This window comes from Pseudomonas sp. MLB6B (assembly GCF_054508135.1).
In genome coordinates, this window is the sequence record NZ_CP199313.1 from 2,175,621 (window position 1) to 2,197,276 (window position 21,656).

19 protein-coding genes are annotated in these 21,656 nt (G+C 64.6%); 8 read left to right on the forward strand and 11 right to left on the reverse strand.

Annotated elements, in window-relative coordinates; genetic code table 11:
* Positions 1 to 236: 236 nt before the first annotated feature.
* Positions 237 to 5,087 (forward strand): retention module-containing protein, encoded by a 4,851-nt coding sequence (locus ACSMEV_RS09600; RefSeq protein ID WP_459208179.1) that lies wholly within the window; start codon positions 237 to 239, stop codon positions 5,085 to 5,087.
* A 16-nt stretch (positions 5,088 to 5,103) separates the two neighbouring features.
* Here the strand turns inward: ACSMEV_RS09600 and ACSMEV_RS09605 are convergent, their stop codons facing one another.
* The 5 genes from ACSMEV_RS09605 to ACSMEV_RS09625 all read right to left on the reverse strand — a co-directional run bounded on the left by ACSMEV_RS09605 (position 5,104) and on the right by ACSMEV_RS09625 (position 9,018).
* The gene (locus tag ACSMEV_RS09605; RefSeq protein WP_459208180.1) at positions 5,104 to 6,294 is read right to left on the reverse strand and encodes a benzoate/H(+) symporter BenE family transporter; all 1,191 of its coding nucleotides are present in this window, start codon (positions 6,292 to 6,294) and stop codon (positions 5,104 to 5,106) included.
* A gap of 254 nt (positions 6,295 to 6,548) precedes the next feature.
* On the reverse strand, positions 6,549 to 6,920 hold the full coding sequence (locus ACSMEV_RS09610; RefSeq protein ID WP_459208181.1) for a glutaredoxin family protein: 372 nt from the start codon (positions 6,918 to 6,920) through the stop codon (positions 6,549 to 6,551).
* Between the two features lie 249 nt (positions 6,921 to 7,169).
* Positions 7,170 to 7,715: a GTP cyclohydrolase I FolE gene (folE, locus tag ACSMEV_RS09615; protein WP_313739521.1), complete on the reverse strand. Its 546-nt coding sequence runs from the start codon at positions 7,713 to 7,715 to the stop codon at positions 7,170 to 7,172.
* A gap of 69 nt (positions 7,716 to 7,784) precedes the next feature.
* On the reverse strand, positions 7,785 to 8,345 hold the full coding sequence (locus ACSMEV_RS09620; protein ID WP_459208182.1) for a Smr/MutS family protein: 561 nt from the start codon (positions 8,343 to 8,345) through the stop codon (positions 7,785 to 7,787).
* 82 nt (positions 8,346 to 8,427) lie between these two features.
* Complete coding sequence (locus ACSMEV_RS09625) at positions 8,428 to 9,018, reverse strand: cysteine hydrolase family protein (protein ID WP_459208183.1); 591 nt, start codon at positions 9,016 to 9,018, stop codon at positions 8,428 to 8,430.
* 179 nt (positions 9,019 to 9,197) lie between these two features.
* On the opposite strand from ACSMEV_RS09625, the gene prmB reads away from it, so the two are divergent.
* The gene (gene prmB, locus ACSMEV_RS09630; protein ID WP_459208184.1) at positions 9,198 to 10,106 is read left to right on the forward strand and encodes a 50S ribosomal protein L3 N(5)-glutamine methyltransferase; all 909 of its coding nucleotides are present in this window, start codon (positions 9,198 to 9,200) and stop codon (positions 10,104 to 10,106) included.
* 107 nt (positions 10,107 to 10,213) lie between these two features.
* On the opposite strand, the gene ACSMEV_RS09635 is transcribed toward prmB, so the two are convergent.
* On the reverse strand, positions 10,214 to 10,999 hold the full coding sequence (locus tag ACSMEV_RS09635; protein WP_459208185.1) for a hypothetical protein: 786 nt from the start codon (positions 10,997 to 10,999) through the stop codon (positions 10,214 to 10,216).
* A 109-nt stretch (positions 11,000 to 11,108) separates the two neighbouring features.
* On the reverse strand, positions 11,109 to 12,074 hold the full coding sequence (locus tag ACSMEV_RS09640; RefSeq protein ID WP_459208186.1) for an alpha/beta hydrolase: 966 nt from the start codon (positions 12,072 to 12,074) through the stop codon (positions 11,109 to 11,111).
* A gap of 177 nt (positions 12,075 to 12,251) precedes the next feature.
* On the opposite strand from ACSMEV_RS09640, the gene aroC reads away from it, so the two are divergent.
* The 3 genes from aroC (at position 12,252) to ACSMEV_RS09655 (ending at position 15,125) form a co-directional block, all read left to right on the forward strand.
* Positions 12,252 to 13,343 (forward strand): chorismate synthase, encoded by a 1,092-nt coding sequence (aroC, locus tag ACSMEV_RS09645; RefSeq protein WP_459208187.1) that lies wholly within the window; start codon positions 12,252 to 12,254, stop codon positions 13,341 to 13,343.
* 91 nt (positions 13,344 to 13,434) lie between these two features.
* Complete coding sequence (locus ACSMEV_RS09650) at positions 13,435 to 14,592, forward strand: MFS transporter (protein ID WP_459208188.1); 1,158 nt, start codon at positions 13,435 to 13,437, stop codon at positions 14,590 to 14,592.
* Entirely contained in the window at positions 14,589 to 15,125 is a 537-nt protein-coding gene (locus ACSMEV_RS09655; RefSeq protein WP_459208189.1) for a cupin domain-containing protein, read from the forward strand. The genes ACSMEV_RS09650 and ACSMEV_RS09655 overlap by 4 nt, the downstream gene beginning before the upstream one ends.
* Before the next feature lie 48 nt (positions 15,126 to 15,173).
* Here the strand turns inward: ACSMEV_RS09655 and ACSMEV_RS09660 are convergent, their stop codons facing one another.
* Complete coding sequence (locus ACSMEV_RS09660) at positions 15,174 to 15,446, reverse strand: DUF3509 domain-containing protein (RefSeq protein WP_296265188.1); 273 nt, start codon at positions 15,444 to 15,446, stop codon at positions 15,174 to 15,176.
* Positions 15,447 to 15,726: 280 nt separating this feature from the next.
* Here ACSMEV_RS09660 and ACSMEV_RS09665 point away from each other — a divergent pair, with 280 nt between their 5' ends.
* Positions 15,727 to 16,248 (forward strand): ankyrin repeat domain-containing protein, encoded by a 522-nt coding sequence (locus ACSMEV_RS09665; protein ID WP_459208190.1) that lies wholly within the window; start codon positions 15,727 to 15,729, stop codon positions 16,246 to 16,248.
* Positions 16,249 to 16,299: 51 nt separating this feature from the next.
* Complete coding sequence (locus ACSMEV_RS09670) at positions 16,300 to 16,827, forward strand: hypothetical protein (protein WP_459208191.1); 528 nt, start codon at positions 16,300 to 16,302, stop codon at positions 16,825 to 16,827.
* 395 nt (positions 16,828 to 17,222) lie between these two features.
* On the opposite strand, the gene ACSMEV_RS09675 is transcribed toward ACSMEV_RS09670, so the two are convergent.
* From ACSMEV_RS09675 to ACSMEV_RS09685, 3 genes are all read right to left on the reverse strand, one after another.
* Positions 17,223 to 18,395: a vWA domain-containing protein gene (locus ACSMEV_RS09675; protein ID WP_459208192.1), complete on the reverse strand. Its 1,173-nt coding sequence runs from the start codon at positions 18,393 to 18,395 to the stop codon at positions 17,223 to 17,225.
* A gap of 12 nt (positions 18,396 to 18,407) precedes the next feature.
* Positions 18,408 to 19,253: an AAA family ATPase gene (locus tag ACSMEV_RS09680; RefSeq protein WP_459208193.1), complete on the reverse strand. Its 846-nt coding sequence runs from the start codon at positions 19,251 to 19,253 to the stop codon at positions 18,408 to 18,410.
* A 92-nt stretch (positions 19,254 to 19,345) separates the two neighbouring features.
* Positions 19,346 to 20,419: a DUF748 domain-containing protein gene (locus tag ACSMEV_RS09685; protein WP_459208194.1), complete on the reverse strand. Its 1,074-nt coding sequence runs from the start codon at positions 20,417 to 20,419 to the stop codon at positions 19,346 to 19,348.
* Positions 20,420 to 20,556: 137 nt separating this feature from the next.
* Between ACSMEV_RS09685 and cysK the strand changes: the two genes are divergently transcribed.
* Positions 20,557 to 21,531, forward strand: coding sequence for a cysteine synthase A (gene cysK / locus ACSMEV_RS09690; RefSeq protein ID WP_459208195.1), 975 nt, complete (start codon positions 20,557 to 20,559; stop codon positions 21,529 to 21,531).
* Positions 21,532 to 21,656: the final 125 nt, after the last annotated feature.

Sequence of the window (21,656 nt, forward strand, 5' to 3'; positions counted from 1 at the left end):
GGCGTCAATTAAATTTTCCGTAAATTTGCAGCTGAGGATACAGGGGAGGACGGCGAGCACGGAATTGGGGCGACAGAATATTGTCACCTGCACCCGAATTCACGTACTCGTTGAACCTGCCGCCGGGGCGTTTTTCCCCGGCCATCGCAGCGGTAGCCAGGCCTTAGCGCCGGGCTGCTCCCGAAGTACCTGGCAACCCTTGATGCGAATCAACCACAGCAAGGGAGCAGTGTGCCATGGCGAAATCGATCGGTGTGGTCAGCCAGGTCATCGGAGAGGTGTTTGCAGTAGGTGCTGACGGCGCGCGGCGCCTCTTGATCGAAGGCGGTCGTCTGTACGTCGGCGACCAGTTGGAAACCGGAGTCGAAGGCGCAGTTGCGGTACGCCTGGACAACGGTGCGCAGTTGACGCTTGGGCGTGACAGCAGCCTGCTGTTGACCGCCCGGTTGCTGGATGACGCCGTGCCCGACATCGTCAGTCCTGACGCGCTGCCGAGCGAGGCAGCGCTCGCCGACGTCGTGCGTATCCAGCGGGCCATCGCCGCTGGAGCTGACCCCAGCCAGGAGGCCGAGGCTACTGCGGCCGGCGCGCCGCAACCGCTGGGCGGCGGCCATAGTTTCGTGCTGCTGACCGAAGTCGGCGATCGCGTGGACCCTGAGATAGGCTTCCCCACGGCGGGGTTTGTCTACCCGCCAGAGCCCGGCGGGCGTGAGATAGGTGGTCGCGACAACGGCGGTCGCTACCGGGATGGGCCACCGCTGTCGCCCCCCGACAGCCCAGGCACTGAGACACCCCCCGATTCAGGCACGCCGCCAGGCCCCGGCCCCGAAACGCCTCCCGATCCAGGGACGACACCTGGTCCTGGGCCCGAAACGCCTCCCGATCCTGGAACGCCTCCCGGTCCTGGGCCCGAAACGCCTCCCGACCCCGAAACACCTCCTGGCCCGGATCCGCAGCCGCCCCAGCCGCCGACCGATCATCCAGTGAGCCTGCGCGGTCTGGACATTGAACCAGCGGAACTGCTGCTCGACGAAGCCAATCTGCCGCAGGGTTCGGCCAGCGACGGTGCCGCGCTGACCCAACGTGGCAGCTTCACCGTGGTTGCCCCGGACGGCGTGTACGACCTCAGCGTCGGCGGTTTGGTGGTCATTGCCGCAGGTGTCGTGACAGGTGTCGGCCAATCGTTGGTGACCGCGCTGGGCAATACGTTGACCGTCACCGGCTATGACGCGCAGACGGGCCAGGTCAGCTACAGCTACACCCTCAACGGCGCGGACCGTCACCCCGATGGCGGTGGACGCAACACGCTCAGCGAGCAGTTTCTGGTGCGCGTCAGCGATGTCGATGGCGACACGGCCAGCGGTAGCCTGGACGTGATCGTCCGCGATGACGTGCCCACAGCGGTCGACGATCTCGACCCTGGTCTGGCCACTCCCACGGTCACGCAGCTGACGGGCAACGTACTCGACAACGACGTGCAAGGCGCCGACCGGGTCAGCGACGGCCAGCCCATCGTCGGCGGCACCTTCCAGGGCACCTATGGCACCTTGGTTCTGGCCGGCGACGGCAGCTACACCTATACCCTCGACTCCAACGCCTCGGCCTTCAAGCAACTGCCCGGCGCAGGGCGAGGGGTCGAGGTGTTCACCTACACGCTGCGCGATGCCGATGGCGACACCAGCAACGCGACCCTGACGCTGAACGTGCTGCGCCCGGACAACCCCGTGCAGCTGCAAGGACTGGATGTGCAGGGCGGGGAGCTGACGCTGTTCGAGCGCTATCTTGCCGACGGCAGCAGCCCCGATCCGGCCGCGCTGACCCAGACGGGCACGTTCCGGGTCGACGCGCCGGATGGGTTGTACAGGCTGAAGGTGGGCAGCATCGACGTAGTGAGCGACGGCGTGGCAGCCGGTTTTCCGCAAACGATGCTCACTGGATTGGGCAATCGTCTGACGATCACCGGCTACGATGCCGACACCGGTGTGGTCAGTTACCGCTATACCTTGCAGGACAACGCGACGCATCCGACCGGGAACGGTGCCAACGACCTGCAAGAGCAATTCAGCGTCATCGCCCAGGACACCGACGGCAGCACGGCGACCGGTAGCCTCGATGTGAACATCGTCGACGACGTGCCCCAAGCGACTTCCGATTCTGCCCAGGTGCGTGAAGGGGGAACGGTTAGCGGCAACGTGTTGCTCAATGACATCGTTGGCGCCGACGTGCGTACCGATGGTCAATACGTGGTGGGCGTCAGGGCTGGCAACGACACCAGTACTTCGGCTTCGGGCCAGGTAGGTGTTCAGGTGCAGGGCCAATATGGCTTCCTCATCATCGCCGCCGACGGCAATGCCACCTACCACGCCAACCCCAATAGCGTGGGCAGCACAGGCGGCCGTGACGTCTTCGTCTACACCATCCGCGATGCCGACGGCGACGAAAGCACTGCTACCGTCACGCTCGATGTCAGGGATAGCGGCTTGGTGGCGTGCCCGGATTGGGACATCAAGGTCTACGAAAAAGCCTTGGATTTGAACAAGGACGGCAACGACCTAGCCCCCGGTACCGTAACTGGCAGCAACCCTGGTTCCCGTGGCGAAACCGATACCGGCTCGCTGGTTGGCGCAGTTTCAGGCGGAGTAGGGGCGCTGACCTACAGCTTGGTCGGCAGCGCTATTGGTCAGTACGGCCAGATCCAGATTCAGCCGGATGGCACTTATACCTACACCCTGACCTCCACACCGAAAACACCCGGCAGCCCCAACAATGGTCCGGACATCCAGACCGAAACCTTCACCTACCAAGCCACCGACGGCAACGGCAACAACGTGACCGGCAATATCGTGGTGCGCATCGTCGACGACGTGCCTACTGCGCATTGCGATTCGGCCCAGGTGCGTGAAGGCGGTACGGTCAGCGGCAATGTGCTGCTCAACGACATCATCGGCGCCGACGTGCGTACCGATGGTCAATACGTGGTGGGCGTCAGGGCTGGCAACGACACCAGTACTTCGGCTTCGGGCCAGGTAGGTGTTCAGGTGCAGGGCCAATATGGCTACCTCACCATTGCAGCCGACGGCAATGCCACCTACCACGCCAACCCCAATAGCGTGGGCAGCGCAGGTGGGCGTGACGTCTTCGTCTACACCATCCGCGATGCCGACGGCGACGAAAGCACGACGACTGTAACCTTGGATATCAGGGATAGCGGTCTGATCGCCTGTGCGGACTGGGACATCAAGGTCTATGAAAAAGCCCTGGATTTGAACAAGGACGGCAATGACCTAGCTCCCGGTACTGTAATCGGCAGCAACCCTGGTTCGCGTGGCGAAACCGATACCGGCTCGCTGGTTGGCGCAGTTTCAGGCGGAGTAGGGGCGCTGACCTACAGCTTGGTCGGCAGCGCTGTTGGTCAGTACGGCCAGATCCAGATTCAGTCCGACGGCACCTACACCTACACCCTGACCTCAGCACCAAAAACACCCGGCAGCCCCAACAACGGTCCGGACATCCAGACCGAAACCTTCACCTACCAAGCCACCGACGCCAACGGCAACACTGTGACCGGCAGTATCATGGTGCGCATCGTCGACGACGTGCCCACAGCCCACTGCGATTCGGCCCAGGTGCGTGAAGGCAGTACGGTCAGCGGCAACGTGCTGCTCAACGACATCATCGGCGCCGATGTGCGTACCGATGGTCAGTACGTGGTGGGCGTCAGAGCCGGCAACGACACCGGTACCTCGGTTCTGGGCCAAGTCGGCACGCAGGTACAGGGCCAATATGGCTTCCTCATCATCGCCGCCGACGGCAATGCCACCTACCACGCCAACCCCAATAGCGTGGGCAGCGCAGGTGGGCGTGACGTATTCGTCTACACCATTCGCGATGCCGACGGCGACGAAAGCACCGCCACCGTCACGCTCGACGTAAGAGACAATGCGCCACCCCTGTGCGGCATCGCCTACGCTCAGGCGGCGCCCTTGCTTCTCGACCGTGCGGAACTCGCCAGGCCCATCGCGCGCGGCGATTTCGTCAGTACCCCCGGCAACCTGAGCGCCGTCTTGGTAGTGGCCGGGCTGCTAGGCGCCGCACAGGCGCACGAGCAGGCCGACCCGCAGCGTTTCACCGTGGATTTGCACCAAGGTGAACGGCTGAGCCTGAAGCAGGAGACGACCAGCGGCGAGGTCTCGCTGGCTTGGCAAGACCCCACTGGCCAAACCCACACCCTCGACGAACATGGCCAGTTCGTGGCAGCGCACGATGGCATTTACAGCCTGTTGGTTTCCAACACGGTCGACAGCGGCGCGGGCCATGTGCCGCAGGATTATCGCCTAAGCCTGGTGCTCGACCCTCCGACCCTGGCCGAGCAAGCCACGCAGCCGCTCGCCAGCCCGGCGGACGCGCATTCGGCCGCCGCCTTTGTCGCCGTAGCAGCGGCCGCCCACCCGCAATCGGCCGAGGCGAACGGCGCTGCGCAAGGTACCGAGATCGCCGCCGCGGCCGTGTACCCTGCCACGGGCGAACCCCTAGCCAGCACCCTAGGCGCCAGCGAGTTGCCTGAAGGCAGCGAGGTGTATGCGACCAACGCCCAGCCGGCAGGCACCGGCGCAACGGCCGATTCCTCCGGCGCACAGGCCAATCCGAACGCCGCTCGGCACGCAGTTGCACTGATCGACTTCGACGACGACAACGGTTTATTCGGCAGCAGCGATGGCACGCCGGGCTCACAAGGCCACGCGAACGGCATTGCTAGCGTCGACACCTCGGTCTGGCACCCCGTCGATGTAGAGGGGGCGCTTTCTGACGACGCGCTCGCCAGCACGCACCCGCTGGATCTGTCGCAGCTCCTGCAGGGCGAGGACGAGGGCGCCGATTGGTTGGAGGTTTACCTGCATTCTTCTGCTAGCGATGCGCCGCCGCACACCCGCGATCCGCTGCAAGCGAGCACCGAGCAGACGAGCCAGCCCGACCATCACCTGGCACCCCCATCCACGGTCGAGGCCACGCACCTGATCACTTCGGACAACGCAGCGCTGCTCAACACATTGTTCGGGACCTCACCGCCGCCGGTCGACAACGTTTGAGGCCCTGCGGGCGTTGTCAGGCCGTGCGCGGTTTGAGGATCAGCAAGGTCAGCAGACCGGCGACGATGCCCCAGAACGCCGAGCCGACCGACAGCAGGGTGAAGCCCGAGGCGGTGACCATGAAGGTGATCAGCGCCGCCTCGCGCTCGCGCGACTCGGCCATGGCGAGGTGCAGGCCGTTCATGATCGAGCCGAGCAGGGCCAGGGCGGCGATCGACAGCACCAGCTCCTTGGGCAGGGCAGCGAACAGCGCCGCCAGGGTCGCGCCGAAGATACCGGCCACACCGTAGAAGGCCCCACACCATACCGCAGCGCTGTAGCGCTTGGTCGAATCCTCGTGGGCTTGCGGGCCGGTGCAGATCGCCGCACTCAGGGCCGCCAGGTTCAGGCCATGGCCGCCGAAAGGCGCCACCAGCAGCGACGCCACGCCCGTGGCGGTGATCAGCGGCGAGGCCGGCACGTCGTAGCCATCGGCGCGCAGCACGGCCATGCCGGGCATGTTCTGCGAAGTCATCACCACCACGAACAGCGGAATACCGATGCTGATCGTGGCGGCCAGGGAGAAACTTGGGTTGGTCCACACCGGTGTCGCCACTTGCAGGTGGAAACCGCTGAAGTCCAGCAAGCCCAGACCGCCGGCCAGAGCCGTGCCGATCAGCAGTGCCGCCAGCACGCAGTAGCGCGGCGAGACGCGTTTGACCAGCAGGTAACTGAAGAACATGCCCACCACCAGGAGCGTCTGGTGCTGGGCAGCGACGAAGATTTCACTGCCGATGCGGAACAGGATACCGGCCAGCAGCGCCGAGGCCAGCGAGGCCGGGATGCGTCGCACCAAACGCTCGAAACTGCCGGTGAGCCCGCAGACCAGCACCAGCACCGCGCTGGTGATGTAGGCGCCGATGGCCTCGCTGTAGCTCACTCCACCCAGGCTGGTGATCAATAGCGCCGCGCCGGGCGTCGACCAGGCGATGGTCACCGGCGTGCGGTAGCGCAACGACAGGCCGATGCTGCACACCGCGATGCCGATCGACAGCGCCCAGATCCACGAGGAAATCTGCGCGCTGGTCAGGCCGGCCGCTTGCCCGGCCTGGAACATCAGCACCAATGAGCTGGTGTAGCCGGTGAGCATGGCGATGAAGCCGGCGACCACGGCCGATGGCGAGGAGTCGGCCAGCAAGCGTGGGTGAGCGGTTTTGGCGAGCGACATGGCGCGTTTCCTGAGCGGATGTAAGCAGTTCTTTCAAGACTAACGGCTGGGCGTGCGCCCCTTGCCATACAGCCAGGCGCGGGTTGGGCCGTACAGTGGCCGTGCATGGAACCGGATGGATAGACACCGGCCAGCGTTCGGTCGCGCTAGCGGCACCGAATTCGACAGGTGTGGAGGGAGGGCGTGTCACAGGCGATGCGTCAGGTTGCGGCAATGGCGGTAGACCATTGCCGCGACCGTACGCTGGCGGCGGGTTAGACGGTGCCGAAGCGCTGTTCGAGGTAGGCGATGATGTCCTTGGATTCGTACATCCAGCGCACCTGGTCAGCTTCTTCGATACGCAGGCACGGCACTTTGACGCGGCCGCCACCTTCGAGCAGGGCCTGACGGTGCTGCGGGTCGTGCTTGGCGTCGCGCAGGGTCACCGGCACGTTGAGGCGGTGCAGGGCGCGGCGGGTCTTGACGCAGAACGGGCAGGCATGGAACTGGTACAGCGCCAGGTGGCGCGCCTGTTCCTCAACCTGCGCCTGGGCGGCCGGGTCGCGTTTGCGCTTGGCCGGGCGGCTGATCCAGTCGCCGAAGACGATAAGCTGGCCGAGACCGACGCGCAGGGCTTTGACGATCATGGGGCACTCCTGAAAGCAGATAAACGAAAAAGCCGACCCAAGGGCTAATGCCCATCAGTTGAGCAATCGGGGCCGCGTTGCGGCCCATCGCGGCTGAAGCCGCTCCCACAGGGTTACGTCCTCACAGGATTACGCTTGTTCTGTTGGAGCGGCTTTAGCCGCGATAGGCTGCAAGGCAGCCCCAAGTAACTCTGATTCGGCTCAACTGGCGGTTATCGGCCCAAAGGCCGGCTCGCGCTCAGCGGACGATCACTTGATCAGGCTGAGGAATTCGGTGCGGGTGGCGGCGTTGGCGCGGAACTCGCCGAGCATCACCGAGGTGATCATGCTGGAGTTCTGCTTCTCGACACCGCGCATCATCATGCACATGTGCTTGGCCTCGATGACCACGGCCACGCCCGCAGCGCCGGTCACCTGCTCGATGGCTTCGGCGATCTGCCGGCTGAGGTTTTCCTGGATCTGCAGACGGCGGGCGAACATATCGACGATCCGCGCGACCTTCGACAGGCCCAGGACCTTGCCCTTGGGCAGGTAGGCGACGTGGGCCTTGCCGATGAAGGGCAGCATGTGGTGCTCGCACATCGAATACAGCTCGATGTCGCGCACCACCACCATTTCGCTGTTATCAGAACTGAACAGGGCGTTGTTGGTGACTTCTTCGAGGGTCTGCTCGTAACCGCGGCAAAGGTACTGCATGGCCTTGGCTGCCCGCTTGGGCGTGTCGCGCAGGCCCTCGCGGGAGATGTCCTCGCCGATCTGGCCAAGGATCTCGGTGTAGTTCTGTTCCAGGGACATGGATCTACCTGTGGGAATTTTCGCAAAAATGAAGGGTAAGTCGGAGGACGCAGCGCTGCAAGCGCGATGTTACTCGTCGCGGCCTTCGAGCATGGTGCGTTTGAGCATCACGTACACCGCGCCCGTACCGCCGTGGCGCGGCTGGCAGGAAACGAAGCCGAGCACCTGCGCATGCTGGCGCAGCCAGGTGTTGACGTGGCTCTTGATCATCGGTCGCTTGCCGTCCAGGCGCGCGGCCTTGCCGTGGGTGACCCGCACGCAGCGCACTTCCAGTTTGGTGGCTTCGGCGATGAAGTCCCAAAGGGTTTCGCGGGCTTTCTCCACACTCATGCCATGCAGGTCGAGGCTGCCCTCGAAGGCGATCTGGCCGAGCTTGAGCTTGCGCAGCTGGGCTTCCTGCACGCCGTCGCGACGCCAGAGCAGTTCGTCTTCGGCACCCACGTCGATGACGAACTGATCGGACAGCCCGTCGATCACCAACGGCTGGTCGCTGCGAATCGTCGCCTTCTGGCGCAAACCGGCCAACTGCTGGCGGTCGGCCTTGGGCTTGCCGACCTCAGCGCGGTCGTGGGTGATCGGCTTGACGCCGCGCACTTCGCTACGAAAGAGGGAAAAATCGTCGTCTTGCATGTTGCCTCCACCTGAGGCGGCCTAGTTTACGCCACTGCGCAGGGCAGCGGCAGTCCGGCCGCGACATGCGCAGGTGTCGGCCTCAGATCAGGCTTGCGGTCGGCGCCACGCAGGCGAAGTTGTCGGCCATCACCGCCATCTCGCACTGGTGGATCTGTGCGGCGGGAATCACGCCGTCCTTGAAGGCCAGGTCGCGGGTGGCGCTGGCGTCTTCGACCAGGGTGCAGCGGTAGCCGTAGTCCTTGGCGCGGCGCACGGTGGTGCTGACGCTGGAGTGGCTCATGAAGCCGCAGACGATCAGGTCGAGATGGCCGAGGCCCTGCAGGGTTTCATGCAGCTTGGTGTTCTTGAAGGCATTAGGCATGCGCTTTTCGATCACCACCTCGCCTTCGCGTGGCTCTAGCCCCGGAATGAATTCGCCACGCGGACCCTGCGGATCGAACAGGCCGCCCACGGTGCCCAGATGGCGCACATGGATGATCGGACGTCCGGCCAGGCGGGCGGCATCGAGCAGGCGGGCGATGTTGGCCGTGGCCTCGTCCATGCCCGACAGCGCCAGCGGACCGCTGAGGTATTCCTTCTGCGCATCGATGATGATCAGGCTGGCCTGGCTCAACTTGGCCGGCGGATAATCGCGACCGCTCAGACGCAGCATCGTGGTTGCAACGGACATCAAGGGCTCCTTTGGGATAGGGCTATTGCGCGCCATTGTCCTCTGCCGCGACGACAATGGGAATGCTTGACAGCGCAAGCGGCGCAGTTGCTGGCCTGTGGCTATATGACGGCACGCCTGGGGAAACATTTACAGGCGCAGACTGATAGACTTTCCCACTGCCTTCAAAGGAGTCCACCGTGATCACTTCCCGCCTGCGCACCTTGCGCGACCACATTCGCTGGGCGGTCAGCCGCTTCCATGAACACGACCTGTTCTTCGGCCACGGCGCCGACAACGCCTGGGACGAAGCGCGCCAGCTGGTGCTCGGCGCGTTGCACCTGCCGTTCGAAGTGGCCGACGCCTACCTCGACTGCCAACTCGAAGACGACGAGCGCGTGCGCCTGCAGCATCTGTTCAAGCGCCGCATCGAAGACCGCATCCCCACGGCCTACCTGCTGGGCGAAGCCTGGTTCTGCGGTTTGTCGTTCATCGTAGATGAGCGCGTGCTGATTCCCCGTTCGCCCATCGGTGAGCTGCTCGAAGCGCGCCTGGAACCCTGGTTGGGCAGCGAGCCGACACGCATCCTCGACCTGTGCACGGGCTCGGGCTGCATCGGTATCCTGGCTGCCGACGTGTTCCCGGACGCCGAAGTGGTCCTGGCCGACCTGTCGTTCGACGCTTTGGAGGTCGCCAACCAGAACATCGAGCGCCATGGCCTCGAAGAGCGCGTCTTCACCGTGCAGGGCGACGGTTTCGGCGGCCTGCCGCAGCAGCGCTTCGACCTCATCCTGTCGAACCCGCCTTACGTCGATGCGCAGGATTTCGCCGACATGCCGGCCGAATACCAACACGAGCCCGAGCTGGGCCTGGCCTGCGGTAACGATGGTCTGGACCTGGTGCGGCGCATGCTGGCCGAAGCGGCCGACCATCTGACCGAGAAAGGCCTGCTGATCGTCGAGGTCGGCAACAGCCAGGTGCACGTCGAACAGCGCTACCCGGAAGTGGACTTCGCCTGGCTCGAGTTCAAGCGCGGCGGCCATGGCGTGTTCATGCTGTCCGCCGAGCAGTGCCGCCAGCATCAGGATCTGTTCCGCGCGCGGGCCTGATGCGTTTGCTGCGCTCGCCGCGTTGGCGAGCGTCGTGCAGAGAGTGCTGTGCAAAGAGTGCCGTGCAGTGGGCGACATACAGCGGCGTGGCACAGCACTCGCAGTGTTCAGCGGGTCGCGATGAAAATCAGCAGGCCGGCCTGGAACACCGCGAAGGCCACCAGGCAGGTGATGGTGAAGCGCAGGCCGCTGTCTTCGCGCTCGACCCGCGCCATGCGTTCTTCCCGTTCGCGCAACTGCGCCGTCATCTCCTGCAGCTGCTGTTCGGCCTGCTGCAGCATCGCCGCGCTGTCGAGCACCTGCAGGGCCTGTACCTTTTCCTCGTTCCAGTAAGGCCGCAACTGGCTGACCACGCTGTCGAGGGTGTGACCCTTGGTCGGCTGGCCGTCGGCGTAGGCGATCTCCAGGCCGAAACTGCGCAGCACCTGATCACGGCGCAGGCGCAGGTCGTCGTTCATGGCGTCGCGCGCCGGCAGTTCAAGCGATTCGATCCGGTAATCGGGCCAGCGCCCTTGCAGCCATTTGCCGGCCTGGGCCAGCAGGAAACGACCCAGGCCGCGGTTGCTCGGCTCCAGGTTCAAGCTCTGGCCACCGCCCAGCAGCACCTGGCGCAGACCGTGGTCGACGCGCACGTCCAGGCGGTTCTGCTCCTTGTGCGTCATCTGACCTGGCAGGCGGATCTCCAGGCGCAGCAAGCTGTGGGCCGGGCTGTGCCTTTCCACATGGCCGAACTGCACGAAGCGCAGCGGGTGCGCGCCGTGGCGGTCGGTGGGCAGCGGGCTCAGGCGCAGTAGCTGGAAGTGTTCGGCGGCGGCGTCGGCCCAGGGCAGGGGCGCGCTGGGCGGGTCCTGCGGCGCGGCGGCAGGTTCAGCGCCGGTGGGGGCGGCGGTCATGGGAAATCCTCGAGTACAGGTCGGCGGTGCGTGGAGCAGGGCGGGGCGGCGCGCTCCAGCATCGATGCCGGGTTATCGGCCGCCCGCGCCGCAACCTGAGGGCTGCCGCTCAGTCCTGGGGCAGGGCGCGGATGAAGGCCACCACGCGCTCGCCCAGCTCTCGGGCCAGGGGCAGTTCCGGGTTGCTGTAGCTGTCGCGCTGTTCGCTCATGTCCCGTGGGCTGATGCGCAGCATGTGGTTCATGCCGTCGATCAACACCAACTGCGCATCGGGTTTGGCCGCTTGCAGCTTCTCGGCATCGAGCACTTCGACCTGTACGTCGTTGCGGCCCTGGACGATCAGGGCCGGTATCTTCAGGCGGCCGAAAGCGGCGGCGGGGTCCTGGCGCAACAGGGAAATCACGTAAGGCTGCACGCTTGGGCGGAAGGCCTGGCGCAAGGGTCTGGGCACATCGAGGCTGGTCTGGCCGGCTTGCAGGCGGTCGAGCAGCAGGTTGCCGCGCAGCATGTCGGCCGGGTTCAAGCGCTTGGCCAGTTGCTCGCGCAGCACCTGGGCGATGGGCCGACCGCTGCCGGCCAGGGTGATCACGGCGCTGGCGCCGGCGTCTTCGGCGGCGAGGCTGGCGATCAGCGCGCCCTCGCTGTGGCCGACGATGATCAGCGGTCCGAAGCGCGGATCGGCGCGCAACTGGCGGCCCCAGGCGACGGCGTCGGCCACGTAGCGCTCGACACTCAGGTCGCGCTCGTCGGGCGTGGCCGGCTGGCTCGCGGCAACGCCCCGTTTGTCGTAGCGCACACTGGCGATGTGCTGCTTGGCCAGTAGCAGGGCCAGACGCTTGAGGTTGTCGACCCGGCCCGAGGCGGGATTGTTGCCGTCGCGGTCGGTGGGGCCGGAACCGGGAATGATCAGCACCACCGGCGGTGGCGTGTCCTGCTGCGGCAACAGCAGGCTGCCATGCAGCACGCCCTGGCCGGTGTCGAGCTCGATCGGGCGTTGCGACACGGTCGGCGCCGCGGCGTAGGAGAGGGGGGCGAACAGGCACAGCAGGAGCACAGCGACGAGACGCGAAGGCATGGAAGGGCGCTACATGGAGAGATGCTGTTCTGACCGAGGCGCCTGCCGAAGGTTCTGGCGTGGGGTTCAGGCACCTGGGCCGAGTCAGGCCAGCATGACCAAACGGCAGCGCCGACCCCGGCCATTTTCCGTATACTGCTGCGCTTCGTTCACTTCAGGCAGATTCGCGGAGCGCCCATGTCCGGCAATACCTACGGCAAGCTGTTCACTGTCACCACCGCAGGCGAAAGCCATGGCCCGGCGTTGGTCGCCATTGTCGATGGGTGCCCTCCGGGCCTCGAACTGTCCCTGGCCGACCTGCAGCACGACCTCGATCGGCGCAAGCCCGGCACCAGTCGGCACACCACCCAACGCCAGGAAGCCGATGAGGTGGAAATCCTCTCCGGGGTCTTCGAGGGGCGCACCACTGGCTGCTCGATCGGCCTGCTGATCCGCAACACCGACCAGAAGTCCAAGGACTACTCGGCGATCAAGGACCTGTTCCGCCCGGCCCACGCAGACTACACCTACCACCACAAGTACGGCACCCGCGACTACCGCGGCGGCGGTCGCAGCTCGGCGCGGGAAACCGCCATGCGCGTGGCCGCCGGCGCCATCGCCAAGAAGTACCTGGCCACCCAAGGCATTCGGGTGCGCGGCTACATGAGCCAGCTCGGCCCCATCGAAATTCCGTTCAAAGGCTGGGACAGTGTCGAGCAGAACGCCTTCTTCAGCCCTGACCCTGCCAAGGTGCCGGAGCTGGAGGCCTACATGGACCAGCTGCGCCGTGACCAGGATTCGGTCGGGGCCAAGATCACCGTGGTGGCCGAGGGCGTGCTACCGGGGCTGGGCGAGCCGATCTTCGACCGCCTCGACGCCGAGCTTGCCCATGCGCTGATGAGCATCAACGCGGTCAAGGGCGTTGAGATCGGCGCAGGCTTCGCCAGCGTCGCCCAGCGCGGCAGCGAGCACCGCGACGAGCTGACCCCGGAAGGCTTCCTGAGCAACAACGCCGGCGGCATTCTCGGCGGCATTTCCTCCGGCCAGCCGATCGTCGCGCACCTGGCGCTCAAGCCCACATCGAGCATCACCGTACCGGGCCGCTCGATCGACGCCGACGGCAATGCCTTGGAGATGGTCACCAAGGGCCGCCACGATCCGTGCGTCGGCATCCGCGCCACGCCCATCGCCGAGGCAATGATGGCGATCGTGCTGATGGACCACCTGCTGCGCCACCGTGGCCAGAACGCCGAGGTGCGCGTCACCACCCCGGTACTCGGCCAAGCCTGAGCACAATCGGCAGGGCGGGCGAAGTCGGGCCTGCCGGCATCACCCTCGCGATGGCCCGCACCGGTCGTCGCCTTGCCCCGACGTGGAGCCCATGCCCAGCATTCCCTACTGGCGGCTGTCCAGCTTCTACCTCTGCTATTTCGCCCTGCTGGGCGCCACGGCGCCGTTCCTGGCGTTGTACTTCGACCACCTAGGCTTCGCTCCGGCACGCATCGGCGAACTGGTGGCCATCCCCATGCTGATGCGCTGCCTGGCGCCCAACCTGTGGGGCTGGCTGGGCGACCGGACCGGTCGGCGCCTGTTGATCGTACGCTTGGGCGCGTTGTGCACCCTGGCCAGTTTCTCGCTGATCTTCTTCGGCCACAGCTACGCCTGGCTGGCGCTGGTGATGGCCTTGCACGCGTTCTTCTGGCACGCGGTGCTGCCGCAGTTCGAAGTCATCACCCTGGCGCACCTGCATGGGCAAACGGGACGCTACAGCCAAGTGCGCCTGTGGGGCTCGGTGGGCTTCATCATTGCGGTGGTCGGCCTGGGTCGGCTGTTCGAATACGTGCGGTTGGACGCCTACCCCTGGACGGTGGTGGCGATCATGGGCGGCATTCTGCTCGCCAGCCTGTGGGTGCCCAACGCGCAGCCGGTGGAACAGGGCGAACGGCGCTGCGCCGAGGGTTTCGTGCGGCAGTTGCGCGCGCCAGGAGTGTTGCCGTTCTACGTCTGCGTGGCGCTGATGCAGCTCAGCCATGGGCCGTACTACACCTTCCTCAGCTTGCACTTGCAGCATTTGGGTTACGAGCGCGGCGCCATCGGCTTGCTGTGGGCGCTGGGCGTGGTCGCCGAAGTGCTGATGTTCCTGCTGATGGGCCGCCTGTTCGCCCGTGTGTCGATCCAAAGCCTGCTGCTGGGCAGTTTCCTATTGGCGGCGCTGCGTTGGGCATTGCTCGGCACCCTGGCCGACGTACCGGCCGTGCTGCTGCTGACGCAACTGCTGCACGCGGCGACCTTCGGCTGTTTCCACGCAGCCAGCATCGCTTTCGTGCAGGCCAGCTTCGGTGCGCGCCAGCAGGGTCAGGGCCAGGCCCTGTATGCCGCATTGTCCGGCACCGGCGGCGCCTTGGGCGCGCTGTACGCCGGTTACGCCTGGAATCTGCTGGGCGCCACCTTTACCTTCGCCGTAGCCAGCCTCGCTGCGCTGGCGGCCGCCTCGATCACCGCGTTCGCCCTGAACGCCACCCGGAGAACCCCGCGATGAGCATTCTCAGCGTCTATCACCGCTACACGCCCGAGCAACCGAACAAGGTCCTGACCCATGCCACCGACATCGCTGCCACCTTGGCCGAGCATGGACTGGAATTCAGCCAGCACGTGTTGGGCGCACGGCCTCGTCCCGGCGGTGGTCGCGAAGCGGTCGTCCAGGTGCTTGGGCATGAGCTTGAAGTGCTACTCGGTGCGCAAGGTTGCACAGCCTTCGATGTGCTCGACTGCGATGGCGATGAAGGCCGGCCGCAGGCAGGCGAAGAGGAACATGCATACCCAGTCGAGGAAGTTTTCGTAGTCGTCAGCGGGCGTGCGCAATTGGTGGTGCGCCATGGAGAGTGGGTATTTGCAGTGCTGTGCGAGCGCGGCGATTCCCTACGGATTCCCGCTGGCAGCGGTCGTTGGCTGAGCCTGGGAGATCGACCGTTCTGTGTCGCAGTGCGCTTGCTGGAGAAGGAGGGGGACAGCATGCTGGTATGTGGCAACGGTGCCAAGCCCAGTGAATTTCCTGGAATGGATGAACTCTGAAGCCTCTAAGGGGCCATAGACATGGCCCCACGTCATGCGCGGTAGAGCTTAGCGGTAGGTCGGCAGCGCAAAACGTTGTTGGCTTTGCAACATCGAGATCACCGGCAGTTCGCTGGCTTGTTCGGCCAGATCACGGCGGATGGCGCTGATGGCCCAGGACAATTGCTCGGCGCTGTGCAGTTGAGCGTAGGACAGCACGCGGCGGCTAACTTTGTTGTCGGCAGCGCGCAGGGTCAGCAGAACGCCGCCGTCCGGGCGAGGCTGGGTGCTGACTTGATAGCCTGGGAAGACGGAAGTGAATTTTTGCTGAATGAGGTCCATGGTGACTCCTGAGCGTTAGAGGTTGCAGATTCTGTCCTCTAACGTTGCAGTGACCATGCCAGCTTCGTATTCTTTAAAAATTCCAATAAAATCAATCGCTTGCAATGTTTCAGAAATGTGCGCCCCATGCAGGCTGCAAGGTCATGCATTTTGCACAGTGCATTTTGCAATGCTGCGATGTCAGATAGCCTGCCTCTTTCATTCCGATAGTTTCTGAACCTTTGTCCGTAGGCCGTGGCCTGACAGATCATTGGGTGAACAATCTGCCAGGAGAATCACGATGCAAGACGCTGCCCCTGCCACCATGACCGAAGAAGAAACCGCTGCGTTCGCCGAACAGGTGTTCAACTGTGCACGCAGTGGCGATGCCGACCTGCTGGAGCGTTTGCTCGACAGCGGCCTGCCGGTCAACCTGCGTAACGGCAAGGGCGACAGCCTGTTGATGCTGGCCAGCTACCACGGCCACTTCCAGGCAGTCCAGGTCCTGCTCAAACATGGCGCCGACCCACTGCTGGCCAATGACAACGGGCAAATGCCGATCGCCGGCGCTGCGTTCAAAGGCGATCTGCCGATGATCAAGCTGCTGCTCGAGCACGGCGTGCCGGTCGATGCCGCCGCTGCCGACGGCCGTACCGCCCTGATGCTGGCGGCGATGTTCAACCGTATGGACATCCTCGAGTTCCTGCTGAGCCGCGGCGCCGATCCCGCCCATCGGGACGCACGCGGTGCGACGGCCTTGGTTGCGGCGCAGACCATGGGGGCAGTGGAAGCCATGGCGCGCCTGCAAGCGCTGGCCGACTGACCCACCCAGGGGTATCCTTGGCGCCTTTTCACTTTGCCAGGCTACCCCCACATGAAGAACTCGTTGCGCGAACTCATCAGCCTCATCGGTGCGGGCTGCATGCCCGACGAGGACATCGACCGCATCGCCGACGAAGCGGCACAGGCCTACGCCGACCCAGCGGCTTTTCTTGCCGCCAACCCCGACATCAATTACGACGACAGCTTCCCCATGGCTTTGGGCGAGTGGGTCGTGGTCGGCAGCCTACCCGATACCGTGCTGTTCCAGGCCGAGACCTATCAGCAACTGTTTGAGGCCATCAGCGGCTCGTTCGACCAGGGTGTGGCGTTCAACCTCAAGCCCAAGCAACTGGCCCGTACGGAGCCATTGACCGCGCTCAACCGCATCCAGGTGCAGATGGCGGCGCTGAATAAAGAGGGTGGAGGCTATGTGCTGCTGAACTTTAGCCAACTGCTCGACGACCCGTTGCAGATGGTGATCGTGACACGCAATGACTTGCCACGTGTGCTGGAGCTTGCGACCAAAGTGGGTATCGTCGCCGAGCCTGCCCTGGATGCCTTGAAAGCGGCTCAAGCCTGAGCGGGCGCTTGTACGAACGGCCGGTCCGATGCTCCGAGCAGTCGAGAGGGTCGGCACGTTTGGCCTGAACCAACCTAGTAACGACGCAGTGCCAGGATTAGGGCCGCGTTGCGGCCCATCGCGGCTTAAGCCGCTCCCACAGTCCACAGTGCATCTTTGGAGATACACGCCTCCCTGTAGGAGCGACTTTAGTCGCGATAGGCGGCAAAAGCCGCCCCACAGTCCATAGTGCATCTTTGGAGGTACGCGCCTCCCTGTAGGAGCGACTTTAGTCGCGATGGGCGGCAAAGCCGCCCCAAATCCAAGCGCCGCTCACTTTCCGCTGGAGATAGTCGCGGCCACCGAGCCGGCGGTACCGGCCACCGCAGCCAATCGCAGCACCAAGCCGCCCGCCTCTACAGACGCTTGATCCCTTCCTCCAGACCTTGCAGGGTCATGGGAAACATCCGCCCCTCCAGCATCTCGCGCACCAGCCCGATCGAGGTCGTATAGTCCCAAGCGCGAGTGGGATAGGGGTTGATCCAGATGACCTTGCTGAATTTCTCCAGCACCCGCTGCATCCACACGTAGCCGGCTTCCTCGTTCCAGTGCTCGACGCTGCCCCCCGGCTGGGTGATTTCATAAGGCGCCATGGCCGCGTCGCCGACGAAGATCACACAGTAGTCGTCGCCGTATTTGTGCAGCAGGTCATAGGTGCCCATTCGCTCGCTGTTACGCCGCTGGTTGTTCTTCCATACCGACTCGTAGACGAAGTTGTGGAAGTAGTAGTACTCCAGGTGCTTGAACTCGCTGCGGCAGGCCGAAAACAGCTCTTCGCAGACCTGCACATGGGCGTCCATGGAGCCGCCAATGTCGAACAGCAATAGCAGCTTCACCGCGTTGCGCCGCTCGGGGCGCATCTGGATGTTGAGCAGCCCGCCGTCGCGCGCCGTCTGGTCGATGGTGCCGTCGATGTCGAACTCGTCCGCCGCGCCTTGCCGGGCGAACTTGCGCAGGCGGCGCAGTGCCAGCTTGATGTTGCGCGTGCCCAGTTCGACCTGATCGTCGAGGTTCTGGTAGTCGCGCTGTTCCCACACCTTGACCGCCTTGCCCTGGCGCTCGCCGGCATCGCCCACGCGGATGCCCTCGGGGTTGTAGCCCCCCGATCCGAACGGGCTGGTGCCGCCGGTGCCGATCCATTTGCTGCCGCCGGCATGGCGTTCCTTCTGCTCGGCCAGGCGCTGCTTGAACGCTTCGATCAGCGTGTCCAGGCCGCCCAGGGACTGGATCTGCGCCCGCTCCTCGGCGCTCAGCGAACGTTCGAACTCCTTGCGTAGCCAGTCTTCTGGAATCAGCGCTTCCAGATGCCGGTCGAGGTCGGTCAAGCCATCGAAATACGCGCCGAAGGCACGGTCGAACTTGTCGAAATGCCGCTCGTCCTTGACCAGAATGGTGCGCGCCAGGAAATAGAACTGCTCCATGTCGGCGAACACCACGTGCCGCTCCAGGGCAGCATGCAGGTCGAGCAGTTCGCGCAACGACACCGGCACCTTGGCCGCGCGCAGTTCGGTGAACAGGTTGAGCAGCATGGGCCAGGTTCCTCAGCGGTTGCCGCGACGGCTCATGAACGCCAGGCGCTCGAGCAGTTGCACGTCCTGCTCGTTCTTCACCAGGGCGCCTGCCAGCGGTGGAATCGCCTTGCTCGGGTTGCGCTCGCGCAGCACGGCCTCGCCGATGTTGTCGGCCATTAACAGCTTGAGCCAGTCGACCAGCTCCGAAGTGGAAGGCTTCTTCTTCAGGCCCGGCACCTTGCGCACGTCGAAGAACACGTCCAGCGCTTCGCTGACCAGAGACGTGCTGATGTTCGGGTAGTGCACATCGACGATGCGTTGCAGGGTGGCGCGGTCGGGGAAGGCGATGTAGTGGAAGAAGCAGCGGCGCAGGAAGGCGTCCGGCAGCTCCTTCTCGTTGTTCGAGGTGATGATGATGATCGGGCGATGGCGCGCCTTGATGGTCTCGTCGGTCTCGTAGACGTAGAACTCCATGCGGTCGAGTTCCTGCAACAGGTCGTTGGGAAACTCGATGTCGGCCTTGTCGATCTCGTCGATCAGCAATACCACGCGCTCGTCGGCCTCGAACGCCTCCCAGAGTTTGCCCTTCTTCAGGTAGTTGCGCACGTCGTGGACCTTGTCCACGCCCAGTTGCGAGTCGCGCAGGCGGCTGACCGCGTCGTACTCGTACAGGCCTTGCTGGGCCTTGGTGGTCGACTTGATGTGCCAGGTGATCAGGCGCGCGCCGAACGAGGCGGCCAGTTGCTCGGCGAGCAGGGTCTTGCCGGTGCCCGGCTCGCCCTTTACCAACAACGGGCGCTGCAAGGTGATCGAAGCGTTGACCGCGAGTTTAAGGTCGTCGGTGGCGACGTAGTCGCGGGTCCCTTCAAATTTCATCGAAACGGTCCTCGGGCGGAAATGGGCAATGGCAGCGACTATAACCGCCGCCGCCCAGGCTGCAAATGCGGCCTGAGCAGGTTGGCGGGTGGTCAGTCGGTGTCGGGCTTGGGCTGTTCGTAGCGGGCGTTGAACGCCTGCACGAAGCCGTTGCGCAAGATCTGCAGGAAGGCCTGGAAGGCGCTGATGTCCTGCTGGTGCACGCTGCCGCTTAGGTTCACGCGGGTGGCGAACTGGTTCTTGGGTTGGTTCTTCAGCACGTTCTGGCCGGCGCCGACCACTGCTTCCCAGATCGAGCGGAAGAAACCCTTGTCCTTGTTTTCGACGTCCTGCTGCCAGTCGAACACTTCCACATCGCGCAGTAGGGGTTTGATGTAGCCGCTCAGGCGGCCGTCCTCGGCCTGGGCTTCGATCACCACTTCGCCGTGGCCGGCGTTGAAGTCGAACTTGCCGTAGGCGCTGGCGAAGTCGTTGAGCTGGCGCAGGGTGATGTCGCTGGCGCGCAGGCGGAACTCGAAGTCGTCGAAGTCGCTGAACGGGTCGAATGTAGCGCTGCTTTCCACCCGCGCATCGCCGAACAGCCGCGCTTTGGCGTCGAAGCTGGCGTCACGCCGCCCTTGCTGGTCGCGCACGTTGGTCAGGTTACGGATGCTCGCGTCGAGCTGAGTGGCCTGCAAGCGTACGGGCGGCTTGGACTGGAAATTGCGAAAGCTGAGGGTGCCGTTGTGGATCAACACTTCGTTGAGGGTGATGGGCAACAGCTTGTCCAGTTGCTGGCGCCAATCGGTGCCGCCACCAGACTGCGACGCCTGCTTGCTGCCGCCGTCGACGAAGTTGATCACCGGTTGGTCGAAGGTCACCTTGGCCACCACGGCCTGGTCGTACCACAGCGAATGCCAGCTCACCGAAATGTCGATCACCGGTGCTTCGAGCAGTGGCACCGGCACCTTGCCGCTGGTCTTGACGATCTTCAGGCCGTTGATCTGATAGGCACCGCGCCACAGCGCGATGTCCACGTCGCTGACCTGGCCGCGGTACTCGCCCATGTCGGCGAGTTTGTCGTTGAGGTAGTCGCGCACCAGTGTCGGCAGCGCCACGTGCAACGCCACCAGCAGCACGACCAGGGTGGCCACGCCGATCAGCGGCCAACGGTAGCGGGCTTTCATCGACAACTCTCCATCATCCATTGCCTGAAGCGACAAGGCGGTTGACCTTGGACGCGCCGCGCGAGTTCGAACGGGCTTTACGGGCTACCGGGGCAGGCTTACCCTTGGCGGCTCAACCGCCTGCACAAGGACCCAGCATGAGCCGCATCTACGCAGACAATGCCCACTCCATCGGCAACACGCCGCTGGTGCAGATCAACCGCATCGCGCCGCGCGGCGTGACCATCCTGGCCAAGATCGAAGGGCGCAACCCCGGTTATTCGGTCAAGTGCCGGATCGGCGCGAACATGGTCTGGGACGCGGAAGCCAGCGGCAAACTCAAGCCGGGCATGACCCTGGTCGAGCCCACCTCGGGCAACACCGGCATCGGTCTGGCGTTCGTCGCCGCCGCGCGCGGCTACAAGCTGCTGCTGACCATGCCGGCCTCGATGAGCCTGGAGCGGCGCAAGGTGCTCAAGGCGCTGGGCGCCGAGCTGGTGCTCACCGAGCCCGCCAAGGGCATGAAAGGCGCCATCGAGAAGGCCTCCGAAATCGTCGCCTCCGATCCCGCTGCCTACTACATGCCGGGCCAGTTCGAAAACCCGGCCAACCCGGCCATCCATGAAAAGACCACCGGCCCGGAAATCTGGAACGACACCGACGGCGCGGTCGACGTGCTGGTGGCCGGTGTCGGCACCGGCGGTACCATCACCGGCATTTCCCGCTACATCAAGCACACCCAAGGCAAGCCGATCACCAGTGTGGCTGTAGAGCCCGCCAGCTCGCCGCTGATCACCCAGACCCTGGCCGGCCAGGAACTGCAACCCAGCCCGCACAAGATCCAGGGCATCGGCGCCGGCTTCGTGCCGCAGAACCTCGACCTGTCGATCGTCGACCAGGTGGTGACGGTCACCGACGAGGAGTCCAAGGCCATGGCCCTGCGCCTGATGCAGGAGGAGGGCATCCTCTGCGGTATTTCCTGCGGTGCAGCGATGGCGGCGGCCGTGCGTCTGGCGGAGAAACCGGAGATGCAGGGCAAGACGATCGTGGTGGTCCTGCCCGACTCCGGCGAGCGCTACCTGTCGAGCATGCTGTTCAGCGACCTGTTCAGCGAGCAGGAAAACCAGCAGTAGGCCCCACCTCGCGCAAGGCCACTGATCCGGCGCAATGCGGCAGTGGTCGGTAACCCGCACACTCCTGCCCCGACCCATCCGTCCCCGGTTGTTTTGCCAGCGGGCGGATGGGTTTATGATGTCCG